Source organism: Cytobacillus sp. FSL R5-0569 (assembly GCF_038007265.1).
GTDB lineage: Bacteria > Bacillota > Bacilli > Bacillales > Cytobacillaceae > Cytobacillus > Cytobacillus kochii.
The window spans coordinates 42,105-62,737 of record NZ_JBBOWW010000001.1; the positions used below are offsets into that span (position 1 = coordinate 42,105).

General features: G+C 37.1%; 19 protein-coding genes. 18 read left to right on the forward strand and 1 reads right to left on the reverse strand.

Annotation, left to right across the window (positions count from 1 at the left end; all coding sequences use genetic code 11):
- Positions 1-9 precede the first annotated feature (9 nt).
- Positions 10-300 (reverse strand): AbrB/MazE/SpoVT family DNA-binding domain-containing protein, encoded by a 291-nt coding sequence (locus tag MKX78_RS00215; protein WP_180317054.1) that lies wholly within the window; start codon positions 298-300, stop codon positions 10-12.
- Between the two features lie 518 nt (positions 301-818).
- Here MKX78_RS00215 and metG point away from each other — a divergent pair.
- From metG to mfd, 18 genes are all read left to right on the forward strand, one after another.
- Positions 819-2,780 carry a methionine--tRNA ligase gene (gene metG / locus MKX78_RS00220; RefSeq protein ID WP_095371296.1) on the forward strand — a complete coding sequence of 654 codons (1,962 nt, stop codon included), beginning with the start codon at positions 819-821 and terminating at the stop codon, positions 2,778-2,780.
- Between the two features lie 204 nt (positions 2,781-2,984).
- Positions 2,985-3,752, forward strand: a complete 768-nt coding sequence (locus MKX78_RS00225) for a TatD family hydrolase (protein WP_307319236.1) — start codon at positions 2,985-2,987, stop codon at positions 3,750-3,752.
- A gap of 444 nt (positions 3,753-4,196) precedes the next feature.
- Entirely contained in the window at positions 4,197-5,399 is a 1,203-nt protein-coding gene (locus MKX78_RS00230; RefSeq protein WP_307319253.1) for a G5 and 3D domain-containing protein, read from the forward strand.
- 246 nt (positions 5,400-5,645) lie between these two features.
- Complete coding sequence (rnmV, locus tag MKX78_RS00235; RefSeq protein WP_095371293.1) at positions 5,646-6,206, forward strand: ribonuclease M5; 561 nt, start codon at positions 5,646-5,648, stop codon at positions 6,204-6,206.
- The gene (rsmA, locus tag MKX78_RS00240; RefSeq protein ID WP_341049291.1) at positions 6,199-7,080 is read left to right on the forward strand and encodes a 16S rRNA (adenine(1518)-N(6)/adenine(1519)-N(6))-dimethyltransferase RsmA; all 882 of its coding nucleotides are present in this window, start codon (positions 6,199-6,201) and stop codon (positions 7,078-7,080) included. The genes rnmV and rsmA overlap by 8 nt, the downstream gene beginning before the upstream one ends.
- A gap of 202 nt (positions 7,081-7,282) precedes the next feature.
- A complete protein-coding gene (yabG, locus tag MKX78_RS00245; RefSeq protein ID WP_095371291.1) occupies positions 7,283-8,191 on the forward strand; it encodes a sporulation peptidase YabG in 909 nt (302 codons plus the stop codon).
- Between the two features lie 271 nt (positions 8,192-8,462).
- Entirely contained in the window at positions 8,463-8,726 is a 264-nt protein-coding gene (veg, locus tag MKX78_RS00250; RefSeq protein ID WP_095371290.1) for a biofilm formation stimulator Veg, read from the forward strand.
- Positions 8,727-8,873: 147 nt separating this feature from the next.
- The gene (locus MKX78_RS00255) at positions 8,874-9,047 is read left to right on the forward strand and encodes a small, acid-soluble spore protein, alpha/beta type (protein WP_307319231.1); all 174 of its coding nucleotides are present in this window, start codon (positions 8,874-8,876) and stop codon (positions 9,045-9,047) included.
- A 613-nt stretch (positions 9,048-9,660) separates the two neighbouring features.
- Entirely contained in the window at positions 9,661-10,539 is an 879-nt protein-coding gene (ispE, locus tag MKX78_RS00260) for a 4-(cytidine 5'-diphospho)-2-C-methyl-D-erythritol kinase (protein WP_442342021.1), read from the forward strand.
- Positions 10,540-10,603: 64 nt separating this feature from the next.
- Complete coding sequence (gene purR / locus MKX78_RS00265; protein WP_095371287.1) at positions 10,604-11,425, forward strand: pur operon repressor; 822 nt, start codon at positions 10,604-10,606, stop codon at positions 11,423-11,425.
- 24 nt (positions 11,426-11,449) lie between these two features.
- Positions 11,450-11,824: a RidA family protein gene (locus MKX78_RS00270; RefSeq protein ID WP_307319225.1), complete on the forward strand. Its 375-nt coding sequence runs from the start codon at positions 11,450-11,452 to the stop codon at positions 11,822-11,824.
- Positions 11,825-12,056: 232 nt separating this feature from the next.
- Positions 12,057-12,350 carry a septation regulator SpoVG gene (spoVG, locus tag MKX78_RS00275; protein ID WP_095371285.1) on the forward strand — a complete coding sequence of 98 codons (294 nt, stop codon included), beginning with the start codon at positions 12,057-12,059 and terminating at the stop codon, positions 12,348-12,350.
- A 208-nt stretch (positions 12,351-12,558) separates the two neighbouring features.
- Positions 12,559-13,932, forward strand: coding sequence for a bifunctional UDP-N-acetylglucosamine diphosphorylase/glucosamine-1-phosphate N-acetyltransferase GlmU (glmU, locus tag MKX78_RS00280; RefSeq protein WP_095371284.1), 1,374 nt, complete (start codon positions 12,559-12,561; stop codon positions 13,930-13,932).
- 19 nt (positions 13,933-13,951) lie between these two features.
- Complete coding sequence (locus MKX78_RS00285; RefSeq protein ID WP_095371283.1) at positions 13,952-14,905, forward strand: ribose-phosphate diphosphokinase; 954 nt, start codon at positions 13,952-13,954, stop codon at positions 14,903-14,905.
- Between the two features lie 150 nt (positions 14,906-15,055).
- Complete coding sequence (locus MKX78_RS00290; protein WP_095371282.1) at positions 15,056-15,664, forward strand: 50S ribosomal protein L25/general stress protein Ctc; 609 nt, start codon at positions 15,056-15,058, stop codon at positions 15,662-15,664.
- Positions 15,665-15,738: 74 nt separating this feature from the next.
- Entirely contained in the window at positions 15,739-16,302 is a 564-nt protein-coding gene (pth, locus tag MKX78_RS00295; RefSeq protein WP_095371281.1) for an aminoacyl-tRNA hydrolase, read from the forward strand.
- 76 nt (positions 16,303-16,378) lie between these two features.
- The gene (locus MKX78_RS00300; protein ID WP_095371280.1) at positions 16,379-16,609 is read left to right on the forward strand and encodes an anti-sigma-F factor Fin family protein; all 231 of its coding nucleotides are present in this window, start codon (positions 16,379-16,381) and stop codon (positions 16,607-16,609) included.
- Between the two features lie 331 nt (positions 16,610-16,940).
- Complete coding sequence (gene mfd / locus MKX78_RS00305; protein WP_307319217.1) at positions 16,941-20,477, forward strand: transcription-repair coupling factor; 3,537 nt, start codon at positions 16,941-16,943, stop codon at positions 20,475-20,477.
- Positions 20,478-20,633: the final 156 nt, after the last annotated feature.

Genomic DNA, 20,633 nt, shown 5'->3' on the forward strand with positions numbered 1-20,633 from the left:
TTTGTTTATTTATTTAGTTAGTTCAAAATTGCTTTGGATTTCTTTAATTAATTGCTCAGCGCCATCTTTGCTAAGGATTAATTTTCCACCAGCTAGTGAGATGTTATCATCGGATACTTCACCAGTAACTTGGCAAGTCATGTTTGGCTTATATTTTTTTAAGATGATTTTTTCATCATCCACATAGATTTCTAATGCGTCTTTCTCTGCAATACCAAGAGTACGTCTAAGTTCAATTGGAATAACTACACGACCTAATTCATCAACTTTACGAACAATACCAGTAGATTTCATATTAATTGCTCCTCCCAGTCATCTATCTAATTATTTATCTTTTTCGTCATTATTCGACAAAAATCATTGTTGATATTATAATACCAACCATTGCCATAATCGTCAATTACTTTATTTTATTTTTGTGTGGAAATTATTAACATGAAGAGGAATATTGATTTATCAACGTTTATGATGGAAAAGTCATGGATAAAAACTCACCCAATTTCCAGTAGACGTACATACCTCGTTTCGACAAAACGACATAATTCGACAAATTTCATCAATTTGTCTATTTTTTGTCGAACGATTAATTTGATTATGGCTTTTGAAAAAACACGGAGATTGCAATAAAACCATCGCTTCTCCCTTCGGAAATGTTGCACAAATTCAAGTTTTTAGGTATATTTTGAGGAAGATAGAGGCTAAGATGACTCATATATATTCTTTTTTTCATGCAAAGAAGAAACAATAAATATATGGTCAGATATGAGAGATTAGACTCGTCATAAGGGCGGGTTTTTTAAGATGAGGAGGAAATAAACATGGAGGAAAAATTAAAGACTTTTTATTTAACCACTCCAATTTACTATCCGAGCGGAAATTTACATATTGGACATGCTTATACGACCGTTGCTGGTGATGCGATGGCACGTTATAAGCGTCTAAGAGGTTATGATGTAATGTATTTGACGGGTACTGATGAGCATGGCCAAAAAATTCAAGAAAAAGCGGAAGAAAAAGGCGTGTCTCCCCAAAGTTATGTGGATGAAATCGTTGGTGGTATCCAAGACTTATGGAAAAAGTTGGATATTTCTTATGATGACTTCATTCGTACAACAGAAACAAGACATAAAGAAGTAGTTGAGAAGATTTTTGCTCAATTATTAGAGCAAGGTGATATTTATCTTGGGGAATATGAAGGTTGGTATTGTACGCCTTGTGAATCGTATTTTACTGAAACACAATTAGTTGAAGGTAACTGTCCAGATTGTGGGAGACCGGTTCATCGTGTGAAAGAGGAGTCATATTTCTTTAAAGTAAGTAAATATGCTGATCGGTTACTACAATATTACGAAGACAACCCTTCTTTTATTCAACCAGAGTCTAGGAAAAATGAAATGATTAATAACTTCATTAAACCTGGGTTAGAGGATTTAGCTGTATCTCGTACAACATTTGATTGGGGTGTTCCGGTTCCTGGTAATCCTAAGCATGTCATTTATGTATGGATTGACGCCTTATCAAACTATATTACTGCATTAGGATATGGCTCAGATAATGATAGTAAGTATTTGAAGTACTGGCCTGCAGATGTTCATTTAGTCGGAAAAGAAATTGTGCGCTTCCATACTATTTACTGGCCAATTATGTTAATGGCACTAGACTTACCATTACCTAAGAAAGTATTCGCTCATGGTTGGTTATTAATGAAGGATGGAAAGATGTCTAAATCTAAAGGTAATGTAGTAGACCCAGTCACATTAATTGATCGTTATGGTTTAGATGCGTTACGTTACTACTTATTGCGCGAAGTGCCGTTTGGCGCTGATGGTGTATTTACACCTGAAGGTTTCATCGAGCGTATTAATTTTGATTTAGCCAATGATTTAGGAAATCTCTTGAATCGTACAGTGGCTATGATTAATAAGTACTTTGATGGCGTAATTCCAACTTATCGTGGTTCAAACGGTGAATTTGATCAAGCGCTTGTACAAATGAATAAAGAGACAGTTGGAAAATATGAAGAAGCAATGGAAAACATGGAGTTTTCAGTTGCGTTGTCTGCTGTATGGCAATTGGTCAGTCGTACGAATAAGTATATTGATGAAACAAAGCCATGGATGCTTGCGAAAGAGGAGAGTACACAAGAGGAATTAGCAACGACGATGTACCACTTAGCAGAATCGTTAAGAAGAATCGCCGTTCTATTACAACCGTTCTTAACTAGAACACCAGAGAAAATCTTTACACAGTTAAATGTAAACAAAGAAGAGCTCATCTCTTGGGAGAGCATTGAGACATTTGGTAAAATTGGCGAAGGTATAAAAGTACAAAAGGGCGACCCTATTTTCCCTCGTCTTGAAATTAGTGAAGAGGTTGAGTATATTAAGCAAAAAATGCAGGGTAGTGCACCTCAAGGTGAAAAAGAAGAGAAGCAAGTACAAGCGAAACCAGATAGTGAGGAAATCACGATTGATGACTTCATGAAAGTGGATTTACGTGTTGCTCAAGTTATAGAGGCTGAACCAGTCAAAAAAGCGGATAAGTTATTAAAATTACAATTGGATTTAGGTTATGAAAAACGTCAAGTTGTTTCAGGTATCGCAAAGTTTTACAAACCAGAAGATTTAGTTGGCCGTAAAGTTATTTGTGTAACCAATCTTAAACCTGTTAAATTGCGTGGAGAATTATCTGAGGGAATGATTCTTGCTGGAAGTGAAGATGGCGCATTATCATTAGCTACAATTGCAGAGTCATTACCAGTAGGCGCGAGAGTCAAATAATATCCGATTAATGGAAGCAGAAGGTTTTTAGAACATAGAAATGTGATCCGTTACAAAGACGATGATGCATTTCTATGTTTTTTATTTTTATATAATATATCTAAATAAAGTTATTAAGGTTATCTATATATATAGAAGGAAGATGTTCATTTAATATTATAGTTGTTAGTTTTCTAAAATAATAATAAAAAAGGAGAAATGAGGATGCTATTTGATACACATGTTCATTTAAATGCGGAACAATATGACGAGGATTTGGAAGAAGTGATTAAGCGAGCAAGAGAAGCTGGGGTTGAAAAAATGGTCGTTGTTGGTTTTGATAGACCTACAATTGAAAGAGCAATGGAACTGATTGAACAATATGATTTCCTTTATGCGAGCATTGGTTGGCATCCGGTTGATGCGATTGATATGACTGAAGGAGATTTAATTTGGATAGAAGAATTATCGAAGCATCCAAAAGTAGTCGCAATCGGAGAAATGGGATTAGATTACCATTGGGATAAGTCACCAAAAGATGTGCAAAAAGATGTGTTTAGACAACAAATTCAATTGGCAAAAAAGGTAAAATTACCGATTGTTATTCATAACCGTGAAGCAACAGCTGATATCGTAGAAATATTAAAAGAAGAAAATGCTGCTGAAGTAGGTGGGATTATGCATTGTTTTAGTGGAAGCCCTGAAACAGCTAAAGAATGCATTGATATGAATTTTTATATTTCATTAGGTGGCCCTGTTACTTTTAAAAATGCAAGAAAACCAAAGGAAGTGGCAGCAGAGATTCCATTAGAAAAATTGTTGATCGAAACAGATTGCCCATATTTAGCTCCGCACCCATTCCGTGGCAAACGTAATGAACCAAGCTATGTGAAGTTGGTCTGTGAACAAATTGCTGAAATTAAAAACATTCCAGTAGAAGAAGTTGCAGCAATTACAACCGAAAACGCAAAAAAATTATTCGCTATAAATTGACAGCAAATATTGTCAAAAATAATAGAAGCTTGTCCAAATGTTTTCTTATACCAAAAAGTTCTACACAGGAATCTGTCCTCATAGGATAACCATGTCGATATCTCTCACTTTGCAAAAAAATGCTTTTTCTGCATAATAGAGCGTACGTGCAGAAAAAATTTTTTCTTGTATGGAAAGAGGGAAAAAAGAGTGTTTCGGAGAATAGAAGGTATATCAGTTTGCCTGACTTCTGAAATGCTCGATTGATTCAGTATTTTTAGGGGGTGTGGATGATAAGGTGAACGTTCTTTTCTTGAACTCTTTATAAGGGGAAGAGGAATACTTGGGGATGTTCCGTTTTATCTTTCCCTCCAAAAAATCAGATAGTGAGTGTTGACAGTCAGCAAGATAGTCTATATAATCACTCCGAGAGAAAAGGAGGCAATTTTCATCGTGATAAATTACATGAAAAACCTGTTATCCAAGTCTTTGAGCAAGAAAAAATGGGCAGTTATCTTTGCTAGTCTAATCGTTACGATTACAGCTAGCGGTTTTTTAATCTTTGAAATGACAAAGAAAACCGTTGCTCTAACATTAGATGGTGAGGAACAAACAATAAATACACACGCAAAAACCATTCAAGAGATATTTGACGAAATGGATATAGGATTACGCTCAGAAGACTATGTGTACCCCTCGGTAGATAAAGCCGTTAAGGACAATATGGAAGTGGTTTGGAACCCTGCAGTGCAGGTGAAGATTACCGACAAAAAAGATTCCGAGGTCATATGGACAACAGCTGATACTGTGCAAGAGCTGATAGATGAAGAGAATATTGAATTAAGTAAACATGATGCCATAAAGCCTAAATTAGGTGATAAAATTACAGGTAAGATGGACATCAAGATTGATCGCGCGTTCAAAATTGAATTAGCAGACGGTGCGAATGATAAAACCGAAGAAGTGTGGTCAACTTCGACTACGGTCGCTGACTTTTTATCGCAACAAGATATTAAGCTAGGAAAATTAGATCGTGTTGAACCAAAGTTGGATGAGACAGTCAAAGAAAATGACGTAATAAAAGTCATCAGAGTTGAAAAGGTCACCGATGTAGTGGAAGAACCAATTGAATATGCGGTCGTAACTAAAAAAGACGATAGCTTGAAAAAGGGTAGTGAAAAGGTTCTTGAAAAAGGTCAAGAGGGTCTTTTGAAAAAAGAATTTGAAATTACTCGTGAAAATGGAAAAGAAATCTCTCGTAAATTACTTAGTGAAGAAAAAGTAAAAGAATCAAAAAATCATATAGTTGCTGTTGGAACAAAAGTATCTCAACCAGTTACAAAAGTGGCATCTCGCGGCGAGACTAATGAATCTAGTGGCAAAGAAATGTATGTTAGCTCTACTGCCTATACTGCAGGTTGTAATGGTTGTTCAGGTGTCACAGCGACGGGATTAGATTTAAAAGCTAATCCAGGAGCAAAGGTGATAGCGGTAGATCCGAGCGTTATTCCTTTAGGGACAAAAGTATATGTGGAAGGTTATGGTTACGCTGTAGCTTCCGATACGGGATCTGCTATTAAAGGGAATAAGATTGACGTATTTTTCTCCAGTAAATCTGATGCTTATCGTTGGGGACGTAAGCAAGTGAAAATACGTGTGCTTAATTAGATGGTGTTTGTAAGCAGGGGAATTCATCCTCTGCTCTTTTTCTGTTATAATTATTTGCATTTTCTTTCGTAGGATGTTTCATATATAATAAAATGCATGCAATCTTGCTGTACTATCATTATATATATTTAGACGATTAACATTACAGAAATGTTTCACTTTTTTTGCAAATAATTCATTCTATTTAAAATAAGTTTGCTGAATAAGTATAAATTGGAAGTTTTTAGTGAACGGATAGGTGTTAAGATGAAAATAAAAGAGATTATCGTGGTAGAGGGTAAGGACGATACTGTCGCGATTAAAAAGGCATTAGATGCCGATACAATTGAAACAAATGGCTCAGCCATAAATTTTGAGACATTAGAAAAAATAAAACTGGCGCAAAAAACGAGAGGTGTTATTGTTTTAACAGATCCTGATTTTCCTGGTGAGAAAATTAGACATACGATTACAAAGCATGTCCCACAATGCAAGCACGCTTTTATTGATAAACAATTTGCGATAGCTAAGCATGGTAAAGGTGTAGGTGTAGAGCATGCTTCTGTTGAGGTAATACGAGAGGCGCTCTCCCATGCCTATGTCATGACAGAGGAGGCTGTGTCTGAAGTGACGCAGGCTGATTTAATGGACGCAGGCTTAATTGGTGGCAGTGACGCAAAGAAGCGCCGTGAAGAGCTAGGCAAGATTTTAAAGATAGGTTATGCCAATGGCAAGCAACTTTATAAACGTTTAACAATGTTTCAAATTACAAAGAAAGACTTTTTGGCAGCGGTAGCTAAAATGGACAAGGAGCTTGGTTATGAATAAGGATATTGCCACACCGATAAGAACGAAAGCAATTTTAGAGAAGCATGGCTTTTCGTTTAAAAAGAGTTTAGGTCAAAACTTCTTAATAGACACGAATATATTAAATCGAATTGTGGATCATGCTGAATTAACATCCAAGTCTGGTGCAATTGAAATTGGTCCTGGTATTGGAGCATTAACTGAGCAATTAGCTAAGAGAAGTGAGAAGGTTTTAGCTTTTGAAATTGATCACCGACTATTACCAATATTGGCAGATACACTTGAGCTATATCCGAATGTAAAAGTTATTAATGAAGATGTGCTAAAGGCTGATATCGTTTCGGCGATACAACAAGAATTCGCAAATATCGATGATTTAATGGTAGTTGCTAATTTACCTTACTATGTCACTACGCCAATTATTATGAAGTTATTAGAGGATCAGCTCCCGATTAGAGGTATTGTATGTATGTTGCAAAAGGAGGTCGCAGAACGTATTTCTGCGAGTCCTGGCTCTAAAAGTTATGGCTCCCTTTCAATTGCAATTCAATATTATACAAAAGCAGAGACTGTTATGATTGTTCCTAAGTCTGTCTTCATTCCTCAACCGAATGTTGATTCTGCTGTTATCCGCTTAACAAAATTAGATCAACCAGCAGTGAAAGTCCAAGATGAAGCCTTCTTCTTTAAAGTAACAAGAGCAAGCTTTGCTCAAAGGAGAAAAACCATCCTCAATAATTTAACGAGTCAGTTAGAGAAGGGGAAAGAAAGAAAAGAGTTCATTTTACAGGCACTAAATCAAGCGGGGGTTGAACCAACGAGAAGAGGAGAAACGTTAGGGTTAGAAGAATTCGCTCGTTTGGCTGACGCATTACTACCTCACTTCAGTTCATAACATCTATTAGGTATTAGCACATATGAACCGGACTAATGACTTTATTAAAAGTGTTTAGTCCGTTTTTTATTTGGCTTTTGGGATTTGCAATTTTTCCTTGTACGGTGAAGAGGCGCTATAGAGAAGCACAGGTCCAAGCATTGGCGCATAATTTAACTAAAGAAACAGACTCAGGGAAATGGCCCAAAATGGAGTGACGACAGTGACTATAAAATTAATGGATATCGTTGGGAGGGTTTCCTATCATTGTGATATTATGTTCCGCGTTATTGACATAAGAGAGCATGATGGGAAAAGGATGGCGGTATTATATGGAGAAGATATAAGGCTCATTGCAGATGCTCCTTATGAGGATCTTATCATCATGAGTCAGTCTGATCAGCGAAGAATTATGCAGGAATTCCGCACACTTGAAGAACAATCTCTTGAATTATTCCGTCAAGATGTTCATCTATTGCAAGAGAAAAGAGAATATACAGTAACAGAGGGATATAGTAAAGCAGCTAATTATTTTCAATTGCCCGGGAAGGTATTACATCTTGATGGTGATCCAGGTTATTTAAAGAAATGTTTAACGGTTTATGAGAAAATCGGTATTCCAGTTACTGGACTACACTTAAGTGAAAAAGATATGCCTCGTGTTATTGGGGAGTTAGTTGATTATTATCGACCGGATATTTTAGTTATTACTGGCCATGACGCATATACAAAGGCAAAGGGTAGTAAGTCAGATATAGAGGCATACCGCCATTCTAAGCATTTTGTGCAAACGGTGAAAGAAGCGAGGAAGAAGGTTCCTCATTTAGATCAACTTGTCATCTTTGCTGGAGCTTGTCAATCTCACTTTGAATCCCTGATTCATGCTGGAGCTAATTTTGCTAGTTCTCCTTCTAGAGTAAATATTCATGCGCTAGATCCCGTATATATTGTAAGTAAGATTAGTTTTACACCTTACAATGAGCATATTCGTGTTTGGGATGTGTTAAGAAATACATTATCTGGTGAAAGAGGCTTAGGTGGGGTGGAAACAAAAGGTGTGCTTAGGACGGGTATGCCGTTCCATTATGAGGAAGAGGAAGAACAATCTATTGATCCGTTTGGGTCATTTTAAAAGAGAGTTTACCTTTTGGGAAAATGATAAAATAAGGGGATGTTAGAGGGGCTTGCCAATGTTGGTAGGGCTTCTTTTTTATGAGGAAAAATAAGATTCTCAATAATTTTACATAATTTCCTAAAAGATGGGGAATGTTAGGAATGTAGAAAATTAGCAAAAAAAGTAGAACGAAATGTGTTGCAACTGTTTTTGTTTATTGATATAATTAATAATTTTACTTGACTTAATTGTGGTAAAGTGGTATACTTTTTATAGTGAGGTGGACCGAATGGGAAAAACATTATTGGATATCAAAAAGGCACTTGATTCAAATCTTGGTAAAAGGCTAATGCTCAAGGCTAATGGCGGACGCAGAAAGACAATTGAACGGTCTGGCGTTTTAGCTGAAACGTATCCATCTGTATTTGTCATCGAGTTAGATCAAGATGAAAATGCATTTGAACGCGTATCTTACAGCTATGCGGATGTTTTAACAGAAACGGTTCAAATTACTTTCTATGAAGACACATCAGGACAAGTTGCTTTAAGCTAACCTTATATAACATCAATAAAAGCGGCAAGCCAATTTGCTGCTTTTTTGTGTTTTAGAAAGGTTAAAACAACTACTAGTAATTACCTTCATGAAAGAATTACTTCTGAGGAAAGCTATGAGTAGCAATGAATAAGGAGTGATTCCAAGATGAGCAGAAGAAGGCGAATCATGTCAGAAGGAATGAAAGAAGAACTCGCTAAAGAATTAGGCTTTTATGAAACCGTTCAACAAGAAGGCTGGGGCGGTATTACTTCTAAGGATGCTGGCAATATGGTGAAAAGAGCAGTAGAAAAAGCCTTAGCATCCTATCAGACAAAATAATTCATTGTGTTTTTTAAAGAAACAAATACGAAATCAGGCTAATGCTCCCCTATAGGTAGACAAATATCTGGCTACCTATGGAGGAGTATTTTTTTATGCTTAAACTCTCTGGAAGGAAAGTATTTAATATCAAACGCGTAGGCGAACGACAGTCAGGAATCTGGAAGGTGAACGAAGGAGATATGGTTAGGTGAAATCGAGTTAGATTAGGGCAAAAGAAGCCCAATCGAAAAAAACAAACTTCAGAAGTTTAGTCCGGGTGCGGATAAAATCGATCCAGAAAGCTATACTTCATGTTGGTTACAAAAACGATCCCCCGGAAATGCGAATCAAGAGTCACCCCTGATTTGTAAGACGAGCGCCCTTTTAATCTGTTTCTTACAATCGTTATACACAGCTTGTACATAACAAAGACCGCTTGGGCATAAGTACTTAGTTTACTTTATTTCGTTTTGCGATTACTTATTTTTCATCGTGAAAATGCTGATTGTTCCCAGGCTAATGTCAAAAAATTAATCTTAATATTGAATAATATTATTGCATACGTCTTACTTTTCTTGTTTTGTGGTAAAATAGGACAAAAAATGGAGTCGTCCTGAAATTTGTAAAGTAGGTGGAGAGTTTGAAACTTTTAGTAAAGGCTCCTGCTAAAATCAATTTATCACTAGATGTCCTCGGTAAACGAGAGGATGGTTATCATGAAGTAGAAATGATTATGACAACCATTGATTTGGCAGATCGTCTTGAATTAACGTTATTGGATAAAGATGAGATAAAAATTGTTTCACATAATCGCTTTGTTCCAGATGACCATAGGAACTTAGCTTATCAGGCAGCACATTTGCTAAAGAACAGGTTTAATGTGAAGCAAGGGGTTAGTATTGCGATTGAAAAAGTGATTCCTGTTGCTGCGGGATTAGCTGGGGGAAGCAGTGACGCAGCGGCCGCGTTAAGAGGCTTGAACAAGCTGTGGCAATTAGGGTTAACGATTGATGAGTTAGCGGAAATCGGTGCAGAAATCGGCTCTGATGTATCTTTTTGCGTTTATGGAGGGACAGCCCTTGCTACAGGTAGAGGAGAGCTTATTCAAGCTTTACCAGCTCCACCAACTTGCTGGGTGATTTTAGCCAAACCTTTTATCGGTGTTTCGACTGCTGAGGTGTATCGCCGCTTAAATAAGCAGGGAATTAAACATCCGCAAACCTTAGCAATGATTAAGGCCATTGAAGATCAGTCTTATAGCGATGTTTGCGCACATTTGTCTAATGTCCTTGAAAGTGTGACGTTAAAAATGCATCCAGAGGTTAACCAGATTAAGGAACAGATGCAGAGATTTGGTGCTGATGCAGTCTTAATGAGTGGTAGTGGCCCGACTGTATTTGGTTTAGCACAGCATGATTCTCGTATGCACCGCATTTATAATGGTCTAAGAGGATTTTGTGACCAAGTTTTTGCGGTTAGACTCCTTGGAGAACAGCATAAACTTGATTAAAGACGTATAATAATGTTATATTATCGTTATAATATTCGGTTTTTAATTAAAAGGAGGGCCAATCATGAAATTTCGTCGTAGTGAACGTCTAATTGATATGACACATTATCTTTTAGAGCATCCAAGACAATTGGTATCCTTAACCTTTTTCTCAGAAAGATATGGTTCAGCTAAATCATCAATTAGCGAAGATTTAGCGATAATAAAAGACACTTTTGAGCTTCGCGGAATAGGCACATTAGAAACAGTTCCAGGGGCAGCGGGTGGCGTGAGATATCAGGTGAAGGTACGAGATGAAGAAGCGAAACCGATCATTGCAGAACTATGTGAGTTAATTGCAAGTCCTGATCGCCTCTTGCCGGGCGGTTACCTTTATATGACTGATATTTTAGGTGACCCTATGATTGTACAAAAATGCGGTAAGTTAATTGCATCGGCTTATATTAATAAAAATATTGATATGGTTATGACAGTTGCAACAAAGGGAATTGCGCTTGCCTATGCAGTCGCTAATTATCTTAATGTTCCTGTTGTCATTGCCAGAAGAGATAGTAGAGTGACAGAGGGATCTACAGTCAGCATTAACTATGTATCAGGGTCTGCGAAAAGGATTCAGACAATGGTTCTTTCTAAAAGAAGTTTAGAAGAAGGTTCGAAAGTACTTATTGTTGATGATTTTATGAAGGCCGGCGGCACAATTAATGGCATGATTAGTATGCTAGATGAATTTAAAGCTACACTAGCTGGAATTGCTGTCTTAGTAGAATCAGAAAATGCAGATGAACGTTTAGTTGATGAGTATGTATCTCTCGTCCAGTTAGCAGATGTAGATGTGAGAGAAAAACGTATTAATGTAACTGAAGGAAACTACTTCAAAAGGAATTAAGTAGGGAGAGGGAGGAAGATTGAAATGAAGATCGTTCAAACGAATGAAGCTCCAGCGGCTATTGGACCGTATTCTCAAGGTATTGTTGTAAATAATATGTTTTATAGCTCGGGACAAATACCATTAACTACAGAAGGTGTTATGGTAGATGGTGATGTGAAGGATCAAACACATCAAGTATTTAAAAATTTACAAGCAGTATTACAAGAAGCAGGTGCATCACTTGAAACAGTCATCAAGACAACTGTCTTCATCCAAGATATGAACGACTTTGCAACTGTGAATGAAGTTTATGGAGAGTATTTCAATAACCACCAACCCGCTCGCTCTTGTGTAGAGGTAGCAAAATTGCCAAAAGAAGCAAAAATTGAAATAGAAGTTATCGCGCTTGTGAAGTAAATCTCATGTGGGGGATACACCATTCTGAAAGGATGGTGTATTTTTTATGAGACAAAAGTGAATTTCATGAAATCGAAATAGTAAAAGGAAATGGTATTTGGAAGAATTTTAATGGAAATCATCCATTTGTCCTAAAATTACGAAATATTTTTTCTAATTAAGAAGGAGTTTGCAATTATATGTGGAATTGTAAGTAAAGGATTTTATCTACTGGGAAAAGGTGGTGAACAGAATGGAAGTAACTGACGTAAGATTACGCCGCGTTAATACGGATGGCCGCATGAGGGCGATTGCATCTATTACTTTGGATCAGGAATTTGTCGTTCATGATATTCGTGTCATTGATGGTAATAACGGCTTATTTGTAGCGATGCCAAGTAAACGTACTCCGGATGGAGAGTTTAGAGATATTGCTCATCCGATTAATTCCGGGACTCGCGGTAAAATCCAAGAAGCAGTATTAGCAGAGTACCATCGTTTAGGTGAATTAGAGGAAGTAGAATTTGAAGAAGCGGGTGCTTCGTAGACAAATAGACACGCAGGTAGGAGTCCATACATCTTAGGTATGGGCTCTTTTTTTGTGTGTAAATTAGTTCAAATGTATAGGGGTGTGTAGACGTGTGAAAAAGTCATTCTAATTGACAAAAATATGTACTTTCCTTTCATTCCTTGAAATCATATGCTATTTAGGATATATTTTTTAATGGATAAAAAGGTTAATTGGAGGACTTTAAATGTCTAATCGATATGCGGTCATTTTAGCTGCTGGTCAGGGTACACGGATGAAATCTAAGCTATATAAAGTGCTACACCCTGTTTGTGGAAAACCAATGGTTCAGCACGTCTTTGATCAAGTATCTACACTTGATATAAAAGATATTGTAACTGTCATTGGTCATGGAGCAGATCTAGTTCAATCACAGCTGGGAGAAGCGAGTGAGTACCGGTTGCAGGAAGAACAGCTTGGTACGGCTCATGCCGTTATTCAAGCGAAAGATTTGTTGCAGGATAAAGAAGGTGTCACGCTTGTTATCTGTGGAGATACACCATTAATCAAAGCAGAAACAATGGAAGCGTTATTTAAACATCATGAAGAACAATCTGCGAAAGCAACTATACTAACAGCGCATACTGGTCAACCGACAGGTTATGGTCGTGTAGTGAGGAATACTGCTGGTCATGTAGAGAAAATTGTCGAGCATAAGGATGCGTCAGAAGAAGAAAGATTGATAGAAGAAATCAACACTGGAACTTATTGTTTTGATAACAAAGCTTTATTCCAAGCGCTATCACAAGTATCTAATGATAATGCCCAAGGTGAATATTATTTACCTGATGTCATTGAAATCTTAAAAGCCCAAGGTGAAATCGTTACTGCGTATCAAACACCTGACTTCGAGGAAACCTTAGGAGTAAATGATCGGGTGGCGTTATCACAAGCGGAGATGTATTTAAAGAAACGTATCAACGAACATCATATGAGAAATGGTGTAACAATTGTTGACCCATTAAATACTTATATCGGTGTGGATGTCGAGATTGGTTCAGATACAATTATTTACCCTGGCACTATGTTGATGGGGCATACCATTATTGGTGAGGATTGTGAGATTGGTCCTTCTACTCAGATTGAAAACTGTCAAGTTGGCAGTGAAACGGTCATAAGGCAATCAGTGGCACATGATAGTGAAATTGGTGCGGGAGTAAAGATTGGTCCCTTTGCCCATATTAGACCGCAATCGCAAATTGATGATGAAGTTAAAATTGGCAACTTTGTAGAAATAAAGAAAGCGAAGTTTGGCAAGGGTAGTAAAGCTTCACATTTAAGTTATATTGGTGATGCTGAGGTCGGAAAAGACGTTAATTTAGGCTGTGGTTCGATAACAGTTAACTACGATGGAAAGAACAAATATTTAACAAAGATAGAAGACGGTGTATTTGTTGGTTGTAACTCAAACTTGGTTGCACCAGTTACAATTGGTGAAGGTGCTTATATTGCAGCTGGATCTACGATTACTGATGATGTGCCAGGCAATGCCTTATCTATTGCACGTGCTCGTCAAGTAAACAAAGAGAATTATGTAGATCAATTAAATCAAAAGAAATAAAAATTTATGGAGGCGCATCATGTCAAATCAGTATTTAGATCCCAATTTAAAAGTATTCACTTTAAATTCAAATAAAGGACTTGCCAGTGAAATTGCTAAATTTATCGGTGTAGAATTAGGTAAATGTTCGGTTACGCGCTTTAGCGATGGTGAAATCCAAATTAATATCGAAGAAAGTATTCGTGGCTGTGATGTGTATGTAATCCAATCAACTAGTAATCCAGTAAATGAGCATTTAATGGAATTATTAATTATGATTGATGCCCTAAAACGAGCATCTGCTAAAACAATTAATATTGTTATGCCTTATTATGGATATGCTCGCCAAGACCGTAAAGCGCGTGCACGTGAGCCAATTACTGCGAAACTTGCTGCAAATTTATTAGAAACAGCGGGCGCAACACGTGTGATTACGCTCGACTTGCACGCTCCACAAATTCAAGGATTCTTTGATATTCCAATCGATCACTTAATGGGTGTACCAATCCTATCTGAATACTTCAAGAACAAGGTAGAAGGGGATATTGTTGTCGTTTCTCCAGACCATGGTGGTGTAACAAGAGCACGTAAGATGGCAGATCAATTAAAAGCGCCAATTGCCATCATTGATAAGCGCCGTCCAAGACCAAATGTGGCAGAAGTGATGAATATTGTTGGTAATATTGAGGGGAAAATAGCTATTCTTATTGATGATATTATCGATACGGCTGGCACAATCACTTTAGCTGCAAATGCACTTGTAGAAAATGGAGCTGCAGAAGTGTATGCTTGCTGTACGCACCCTGTTTTATCTGGACCGGCAATTGACCGTATTGAAAACTCACAAATTAAGGAGCTAGTTGTGACTAACTCTATTGTTCTTGATGAAGAGAAGAAAACAGGGAAAATCGTCGAGCTATCTGTTGCATCTCTTATTGGAGAAGCAATTATTCGTGTCCACGAAGAGCAATCTGTAAGTGTGTTGTTCGATTAAAACAATTCTGACAAATCATGCCATCTATCGGATCATTACGTTTAGTTAAATAATGGACATTTTGCTTACAAACGTCGAGCGATGTTTATCTTTCAGTTAATTAGGGAATCTTTTAATAATAAGCCTTAAATTTTGAAAGGGGACGTTAGAATGACTGTTTTAGAAGCGAAGGAAAGAAAAGAGTTTCGTCACTCATTTTTAACTAAAATTCGTGCAGATGGTAATGTTCCAGCAATTGTTTATGGCACGAAGATGGAGAGTAAGCCAATATTCTTTAATGAGGCTGATTTTATTAAGACGATTAAAGAAGTTGGTAGAAATGGAGTCTTCTCAGTCGATATTGATGGTAAGAAAGTAGATGTCGTCTTAACAGAATACCAAGCCGATCCATTAAAAAATACAGTGGTACATGCTGATTTATTATCTGTAGATAAATCTACAAAAATTACAGCAGAAGTTACTGTAAATACGGTCGGTGACTCACCAGGTGTTAAAGAAGGTGGGGTCTTGCAACAAGCGCTACATGAGATTACTGTTACCGGTACACCTGGCAATATCCCGCAATCAATTGATGTGGATATTTCTAAATTAGAGATAAACGATGTAGTCACTATTGAAGATTTAAAAGGTGCCTCCTCGTATGAAATTGAACATGACGCCGAAGAGACGATTCTTTCCGTCCTCCCTCCTCGTGTGGAAGAAGAACCACAAGAAGAGGAAGTTGTGGAAGAACCGGAAGTTATAAACGAAAAAGAATAATACCAAACTAAGGTGGGGACTGACCAGAGCACCAATGGGTCAGTCCTTATTTGAGGTAAGGGGGAAAGTGCTTAGTGAAACTATTTGTAGGGTTAGGTAATCCAGGTAAGCCCTATGATCGTACAAGACATAATATTGGATTTGATGTGATCGATGAATTATCTAAAAAGTGGGACATTCCACTTGATCAATCAAAGTTTAAAGGATTGTATGGTGCTGGATTTGTAAAAGGAGAAAAAGTTTTTTTATTAAAACCACTTACATATATGAATTTATCAGGTGAATCCATTAGACCACTGATGGATTATTTTCAAATTGAGATAGAGGATATTGTAGTTATTTATGATGATTTAGATTTACCGGTTGGAAAGATTCGCTTGCGACAAAAAGGAAGTGCTGGTGGACATAACGGGATTAAATCAACGATTGCTCATATCGGTACGCAAGAATTTAACCGCATCCGAGTGGGGATAGATCGTCCGCCTCAAGGAATGAAAGTCCCCGATTATGTACTTGGTAAGTTTTCTGAAGAAGAAATGAACGAAATGAAAGCCGTTATTAATAAATGCACTGATGCGTGTGAAGAATGGTTAAATATACCTTTCCTTCAAGTCATGAATGTATATAATCAATCATGATATAATGACTTGTGCATATCCTTCCAACAAACTGTCAATAATAATGACAATTGATGGATAAAGGGAAGTGTTATTGTTGGCTATTCATTACTCATGCCGCCATTGCGGGGTATCTTTAGGGACTGTCGATAAACAAACGGTTCAAGCAGAGCAATTAGGCTTTCATAAATTAAATGAAGAAGAAAGACATGAAATGATCCAGTATGACAATTCAGGAAACGTTTACGTGAAGGCGATTTGTGAGGATTGCCATGAATCACTAGAGCGTAATCCAGACTACTATCAGCAAGACTTTCTTATTCATTAAAGCTTTGGAGTACTTTCCAAAGCATTTTTCTGTTTCTTTATACTCTTTTCGATAGATAGGAAAAAAGTTTAGTACGATAATAGAGGGACTTTTCTTATAAAAATCGAATAATATATAAAGTTAACAACCATTGTTTGAAAAAATACGCATGATTTATATGCTTTGTGAGTATAAACATGTAAGTAAGAAAAATTTGGCTTCCTAACCTATACGAGGTTTAGGGAGCTTAAAGTGCTTTAAAAATGTATTTAAAAAGAAGAGCAAATAGGGGAGTAGTAGCTTTCTCAGGTTGAGGGAGAGATGTTGCTTTTTGTAATAGGAGGATTACTGCATGTTAGGGCTTAAAAAAGTATTTTCACAACAGGATGAGGTCTTGTCTGTATTATCAGGCATAGATGAAGGGTTAAATGAACAAATGGTGGCAGGTTTAACGGGTTCAGCTAGAACGCTTTTTCTGGCGGCAGTATATGAACAGTCTAAACGTCCCTTACTTGTGACAACACACAATTTATTGCAAGCGCAAAAATTATATGATGATTTAACACAACTTCTAGGAGAAGAGCAAGTATTCTTGTATCCTGCAAATGAGTTAATTGCAGCTGAATTAAGTATATCTAGCCCAGAATTAAAAGGGCAAAGAATTGAAACACTCAACCATATGATGTCAGCAAATGATGGTGTCATGATTGTACCTATGGCCGGGTTAAAGAAGATCCTCCCACCTAAAGAGTTGTGGAGCAAACTTCAGTTAACGTTAAAAGTTGGCGATGAGCTAACCGAACAACAATTAAATCAGTTTATCCAAATGGGCTACAGTCGAGTGGAGATGGTGTCCTCTCCAGGTGAATTTAGTGTTCGCGGTGGTATTATTGATATTTATCCGTTAACAGAGTCAGACCCTATTAGGATTGAATTATTCGATACCGAGGTTGATTCTATCCGGTTCTTTTCTTTAGAAGATCAGCGCTCAAAGTCAAAGGTTGAGCGTGTGTTAATTGGGCCAGCTACAGAAACACCAATGGAAGGTGAACATTTTGAGCGGCTTATTCATACTTTAGAGTCAGGATTGGGTAAAAGCTTAAAAAAATTAAAAAATGACCAAGCCAAACAAAGCCTTACACAAAATATCGGTTATGAATTAGAACAATTAAAGACTGGTACTAAACCAGAGCAATTATATAAATATTTATCCCTTGCTTATGAGGGAGGCAGTAGTTTAATAGACTATCTTCCTGCGAACGGATTGATTTTTGTAGACGAAGTCAGTCGTGTACAAGAAATGAATGATTCCCTTGATAAAGAAGAAGCAGAATGGTACACGAACCTACTTGAAGAAGGACAGATTATTCACGACGTTGTGACTTCTCATTCTTTAAAAGAACTAATGTATACTAAGAAAAATCCGATTGTTTATATGTCCTTATTTTTACGACATGTACCGAATACAAATCCGCAAAATATTATTAATATCTCCTGTAAGCCGATGCAAAATTTTCATGGTCAAATGCATGTGCTTAAAACAGAGGTTGATCGCTGGAAAAAAGGAAATTATGCTATTGTTTTTCTTGCTGTAGATGAAGAACGGGTTCACAAATTGCAGAATGTGTTAGAGGATTATGATATTGAATCCGCTATCATCAAACAGGACTCTCTCCTTGCACAAGGAAGAATTCAGATTTTAGAAGGGGCAATTCAAACAGGTTTTGAGCTTAATAATCAACGGATTGCCGTAATTACAGAAGAAGAGCTATTTAATCATAAAACAAGAAAGAAACAGAGAAGACAAAAACTTTCCAATGCAGAAAGAATTAAGAGCTATTCGGAATTAAAGATTGGTGATTACGTTGTTCATGTCAATCATGGTATTGGGAAGTACTTAGGAATTGAAACTTTAGAGATTAATGGTGTCCATAAAGATTATTTGAATATTCGTTATCAAGGTAGTGATCAACTTTATGTTCCTGTTGAACAAATTGACCTTGTACAAAAATATGTAGGGTCTGAATCAAAAGAACCGAAGATTTATAAACTTGGCGGTAACGATTGGAAGAAGGTAAAGAAAAAAGTCCAATCCTCTGTTGAAGATATCGCCGATGACCTTATTAAATTATATGCCGAAAGAGAAGCATCTAAAGGATACGCTTTTAACCCTGATAGTGATATGCAGCGAGAGTTTGAATCTGCTTTCCCATATCAAGAAACAGAAGATCAAATTCGTTCCATTAATGAGATTAAAAAAGATATGGAAAGAGAAAGACCAATGGACCGTTTGCTTTGTGGAGACGTGGGTTATGGAAAAACAGAAGTGGCAATACGAGCGATATTCAAAGCAGTTGCTGATGGTAAACAAGTTGCTTTTCTTGTGCCAACAACGATCCTTGCACAACAGCATTATGAAACGATGCTTGAGCGGTTTCAAGACTACCCTGTAAAAATCGGTATGTTGAGTCGATTCCGTACGAAGAAACAACAAACTGAAACGATTAAAGGATTAAAAGCGGGGACGGTTGATGTTGTCGTTGGTACTCACCGTATCCTTTCTAAAGATTTAACTTATCGAGATCTCGGTTTGTTAATTATAGACGAAGAACAAAGGTTTGGTGTTACTCATAAAGAGAAAATCAAGAAATTAAAAACCAATGTCGATGTTTTAACATTAACAGCGACACCAATTCCGCGTACATTGCATATGTCGATGCTGGGCGTTCGGGATTTATCCGTTATTGAGACACCACCTGAAAATCGTTTTCCTGTACAAACATATGTGATGGAATATAACGGTGTATTGGTGAGGGAAGCAATCGAGCGAGAATTAGCACGTGGTGGTCAGGTCTATTTCCTCTATAATCGCGTGGAGGATATTGAGCGTAAAGCAGAGGAAATCTCTATGATAGTTCCTGATGCAAGGGTCGCTTATGCACATGGTCAAATGTCGGAGAATGAATTAGAGAGCGTCATGCTTGGTTTCTTCGACGGTGAATATGATGTCTTAGTAAGTACAACGATAATTGAGACTGGTGTAGATATACCAAATGTAAATACATTAATTGTTCATGATGCTGATCGCATGGGCTTATCTCAGTTGTATCAATTGCGAGGAAGGGTAGGTAGGTCTAACCGTGTTGCTTATGCGTACTTTACCTATCGTAAAGATAAAGTCCTTACAGAAGTGGCAGAGAAACGTTTGCAGGCGATTAAAGAATTTACGGAGCTTGGCTCTGGATTTAAAATTGCCATGCGAGATTTAACGATTCGAGGTGCAGGTAATTTACTTGGAGCGGAGCAACACGGCTTTATTGATTCTGTTGGGTTTGATCTATATTCACAAATGCTGAAAGAAGCAATTGAAGAGAGGAAAGAATCCATGGGCGGTGAGCCGAGAAAAGAGCCAATGGAAATTGATTTAGAAATTGATGCTTATATTCCAGATGCATTTATTTCTGATGGACATCAAAAAATTGAAATGTATAAACGCTTCCGTGGGATTACGAGCCTTGAGGATATTGATGAATTGAAAGATGAGATGGTTGACCGATTTGGTGATTATCCGGAAGAAGTCGCGTATTTATTTAAAATTGCTGAAATGAAAGTATATGGAGAAGTGGCTGGGGTCGAACTAGTGAAGCAATCAAAAGATGAAGTGCTTATCCTATTATCTGAGCAAGGTAGTGTGGAAGCTGATGGGCAAAAAGTATTCAAGCTTAGCAATCAATTTGGTCGCATGATTGGGCTTGGTATGGATGGGAAAAAACTGAAAGCGGTTCTCCATATAAAAGGAATTGCCACGAAAGAATGGTTAGAAAATGCATTCACTTTTATGAAGGGATTACAAGATACAAAGAAGGTTCCTGAAAAAACAGCCAAGTAAATGTTGAAAAATATTGGTAATTTTATTGTAAGAATTGCAATGTTTGATTGAGAAAGGACAAGGGTATTTCAAGGATAGAGCACATAAATGGAATGTTTATCCCTTTCTGGAATGAATCACACCTAAAAGAAAAAATAGTTGGACGTGTATATAACT

What these genes read in the sequence shown, in the direction of transcription:
- metG (WP_095371296.1), top strand. Translation starts at nt 819, where the DNA reads ATGGAGGAAAAATTAAAGACTTTTTATTTAACCACTCCAATTTACTAT.
- MKX78_RS00225 (WP_307319236.1), top strand. Translation starts at nt 2,985, where the DNA reads ATGCTATTTGATACACATGTTCATTTAAATGCGGAACAATATGACGAG.
- MKX78_RS00230 (WP_307319253.1), top strand. Translation starts at nt 4,197, where the DNA reads ATGAAAAACCTGTTATCCAAGTCTTTGAGCAAGAAAAAATGGGCAGTT.
- rnmV (WP_095371293.1), top strand. Translation starts at nt 5,646, where the DNA reads ATGAAAATAAAAGAGATTATCGTGGTAGAGGGTAAGGACGATACTGTC.
- rsmA (WP_341049291.1), top strand. Translation starts at nt 6,199, where the DNA reads ATGAATAAGGATATTGCCACACCGATAAGAACGAAAGCAATTTTAGAG.
- veg (WP_095371290.1), top strand. Translation starts at nt 8,463, where the DNA reads ATGGGAAAAACATTATTGGATATCAAAAAGGCACTTGATTCAAATCTT.
- MKX78_RS00255 (WP_307319231.1), top strand. Translation starts at nt 8,874, where the DNA reads ATGAGCAGAAGAAGGCGAATCATGTCAGAAGGAATGAAAGAAGAACTC.
- purR (WP_095371287.1), top strand. Translation starts at nt 10,604, where the DNA reads ATGAAATTTCGTCGTAGTGAACGTCTAATTGATATGACACATTATCTT.
- MKX78_RS00270 (WP_307319225.1), top strand. Translation starts at nt 11,450, where the DNA reads ATGAAGATCGTTCAAACGAATGAAGCTCCAGCGGCTATTGGACCGTAT.
- spoVG (WP_095371285.1), top strand. Translation starts at nt 12,057, where the DNA reads ATGGAAGTAACTGACGTAAGATTACGCCGCGTTAATACGGATGGCCGC.
- glmU (WP_095371284.1), top strand. Translation starts at nt 12,559, where the DNA reads ATGTCTAATCGATATGCGGTCATTTTAGCTGCTGGTCAGGGTACACGG.
- MKX78_RS00285 (WP_095371283.1), top strand. Translation starts at nt 13,952, where the DNA reads ATGTCAAATCAGTATTTAGATCCCAATTTAAAAGTATTCACTTTAAAT.
- MKX78_RS00290 (WP_095371282.1), top strand. Translation starts at nt 15,056, where the DNA reads ATGACTGTTTTAGAAGCGAAGGAAAGAAAAGAGTTTCGTCACTCATTT.
- mfd (WP_307319217.1), top strand. Translation starts at nt 16,941, where the DNA reads ATGTTAGGGCTTAAAAAAGTATTTTCACAACAGGATGAGGTCTTGTCT.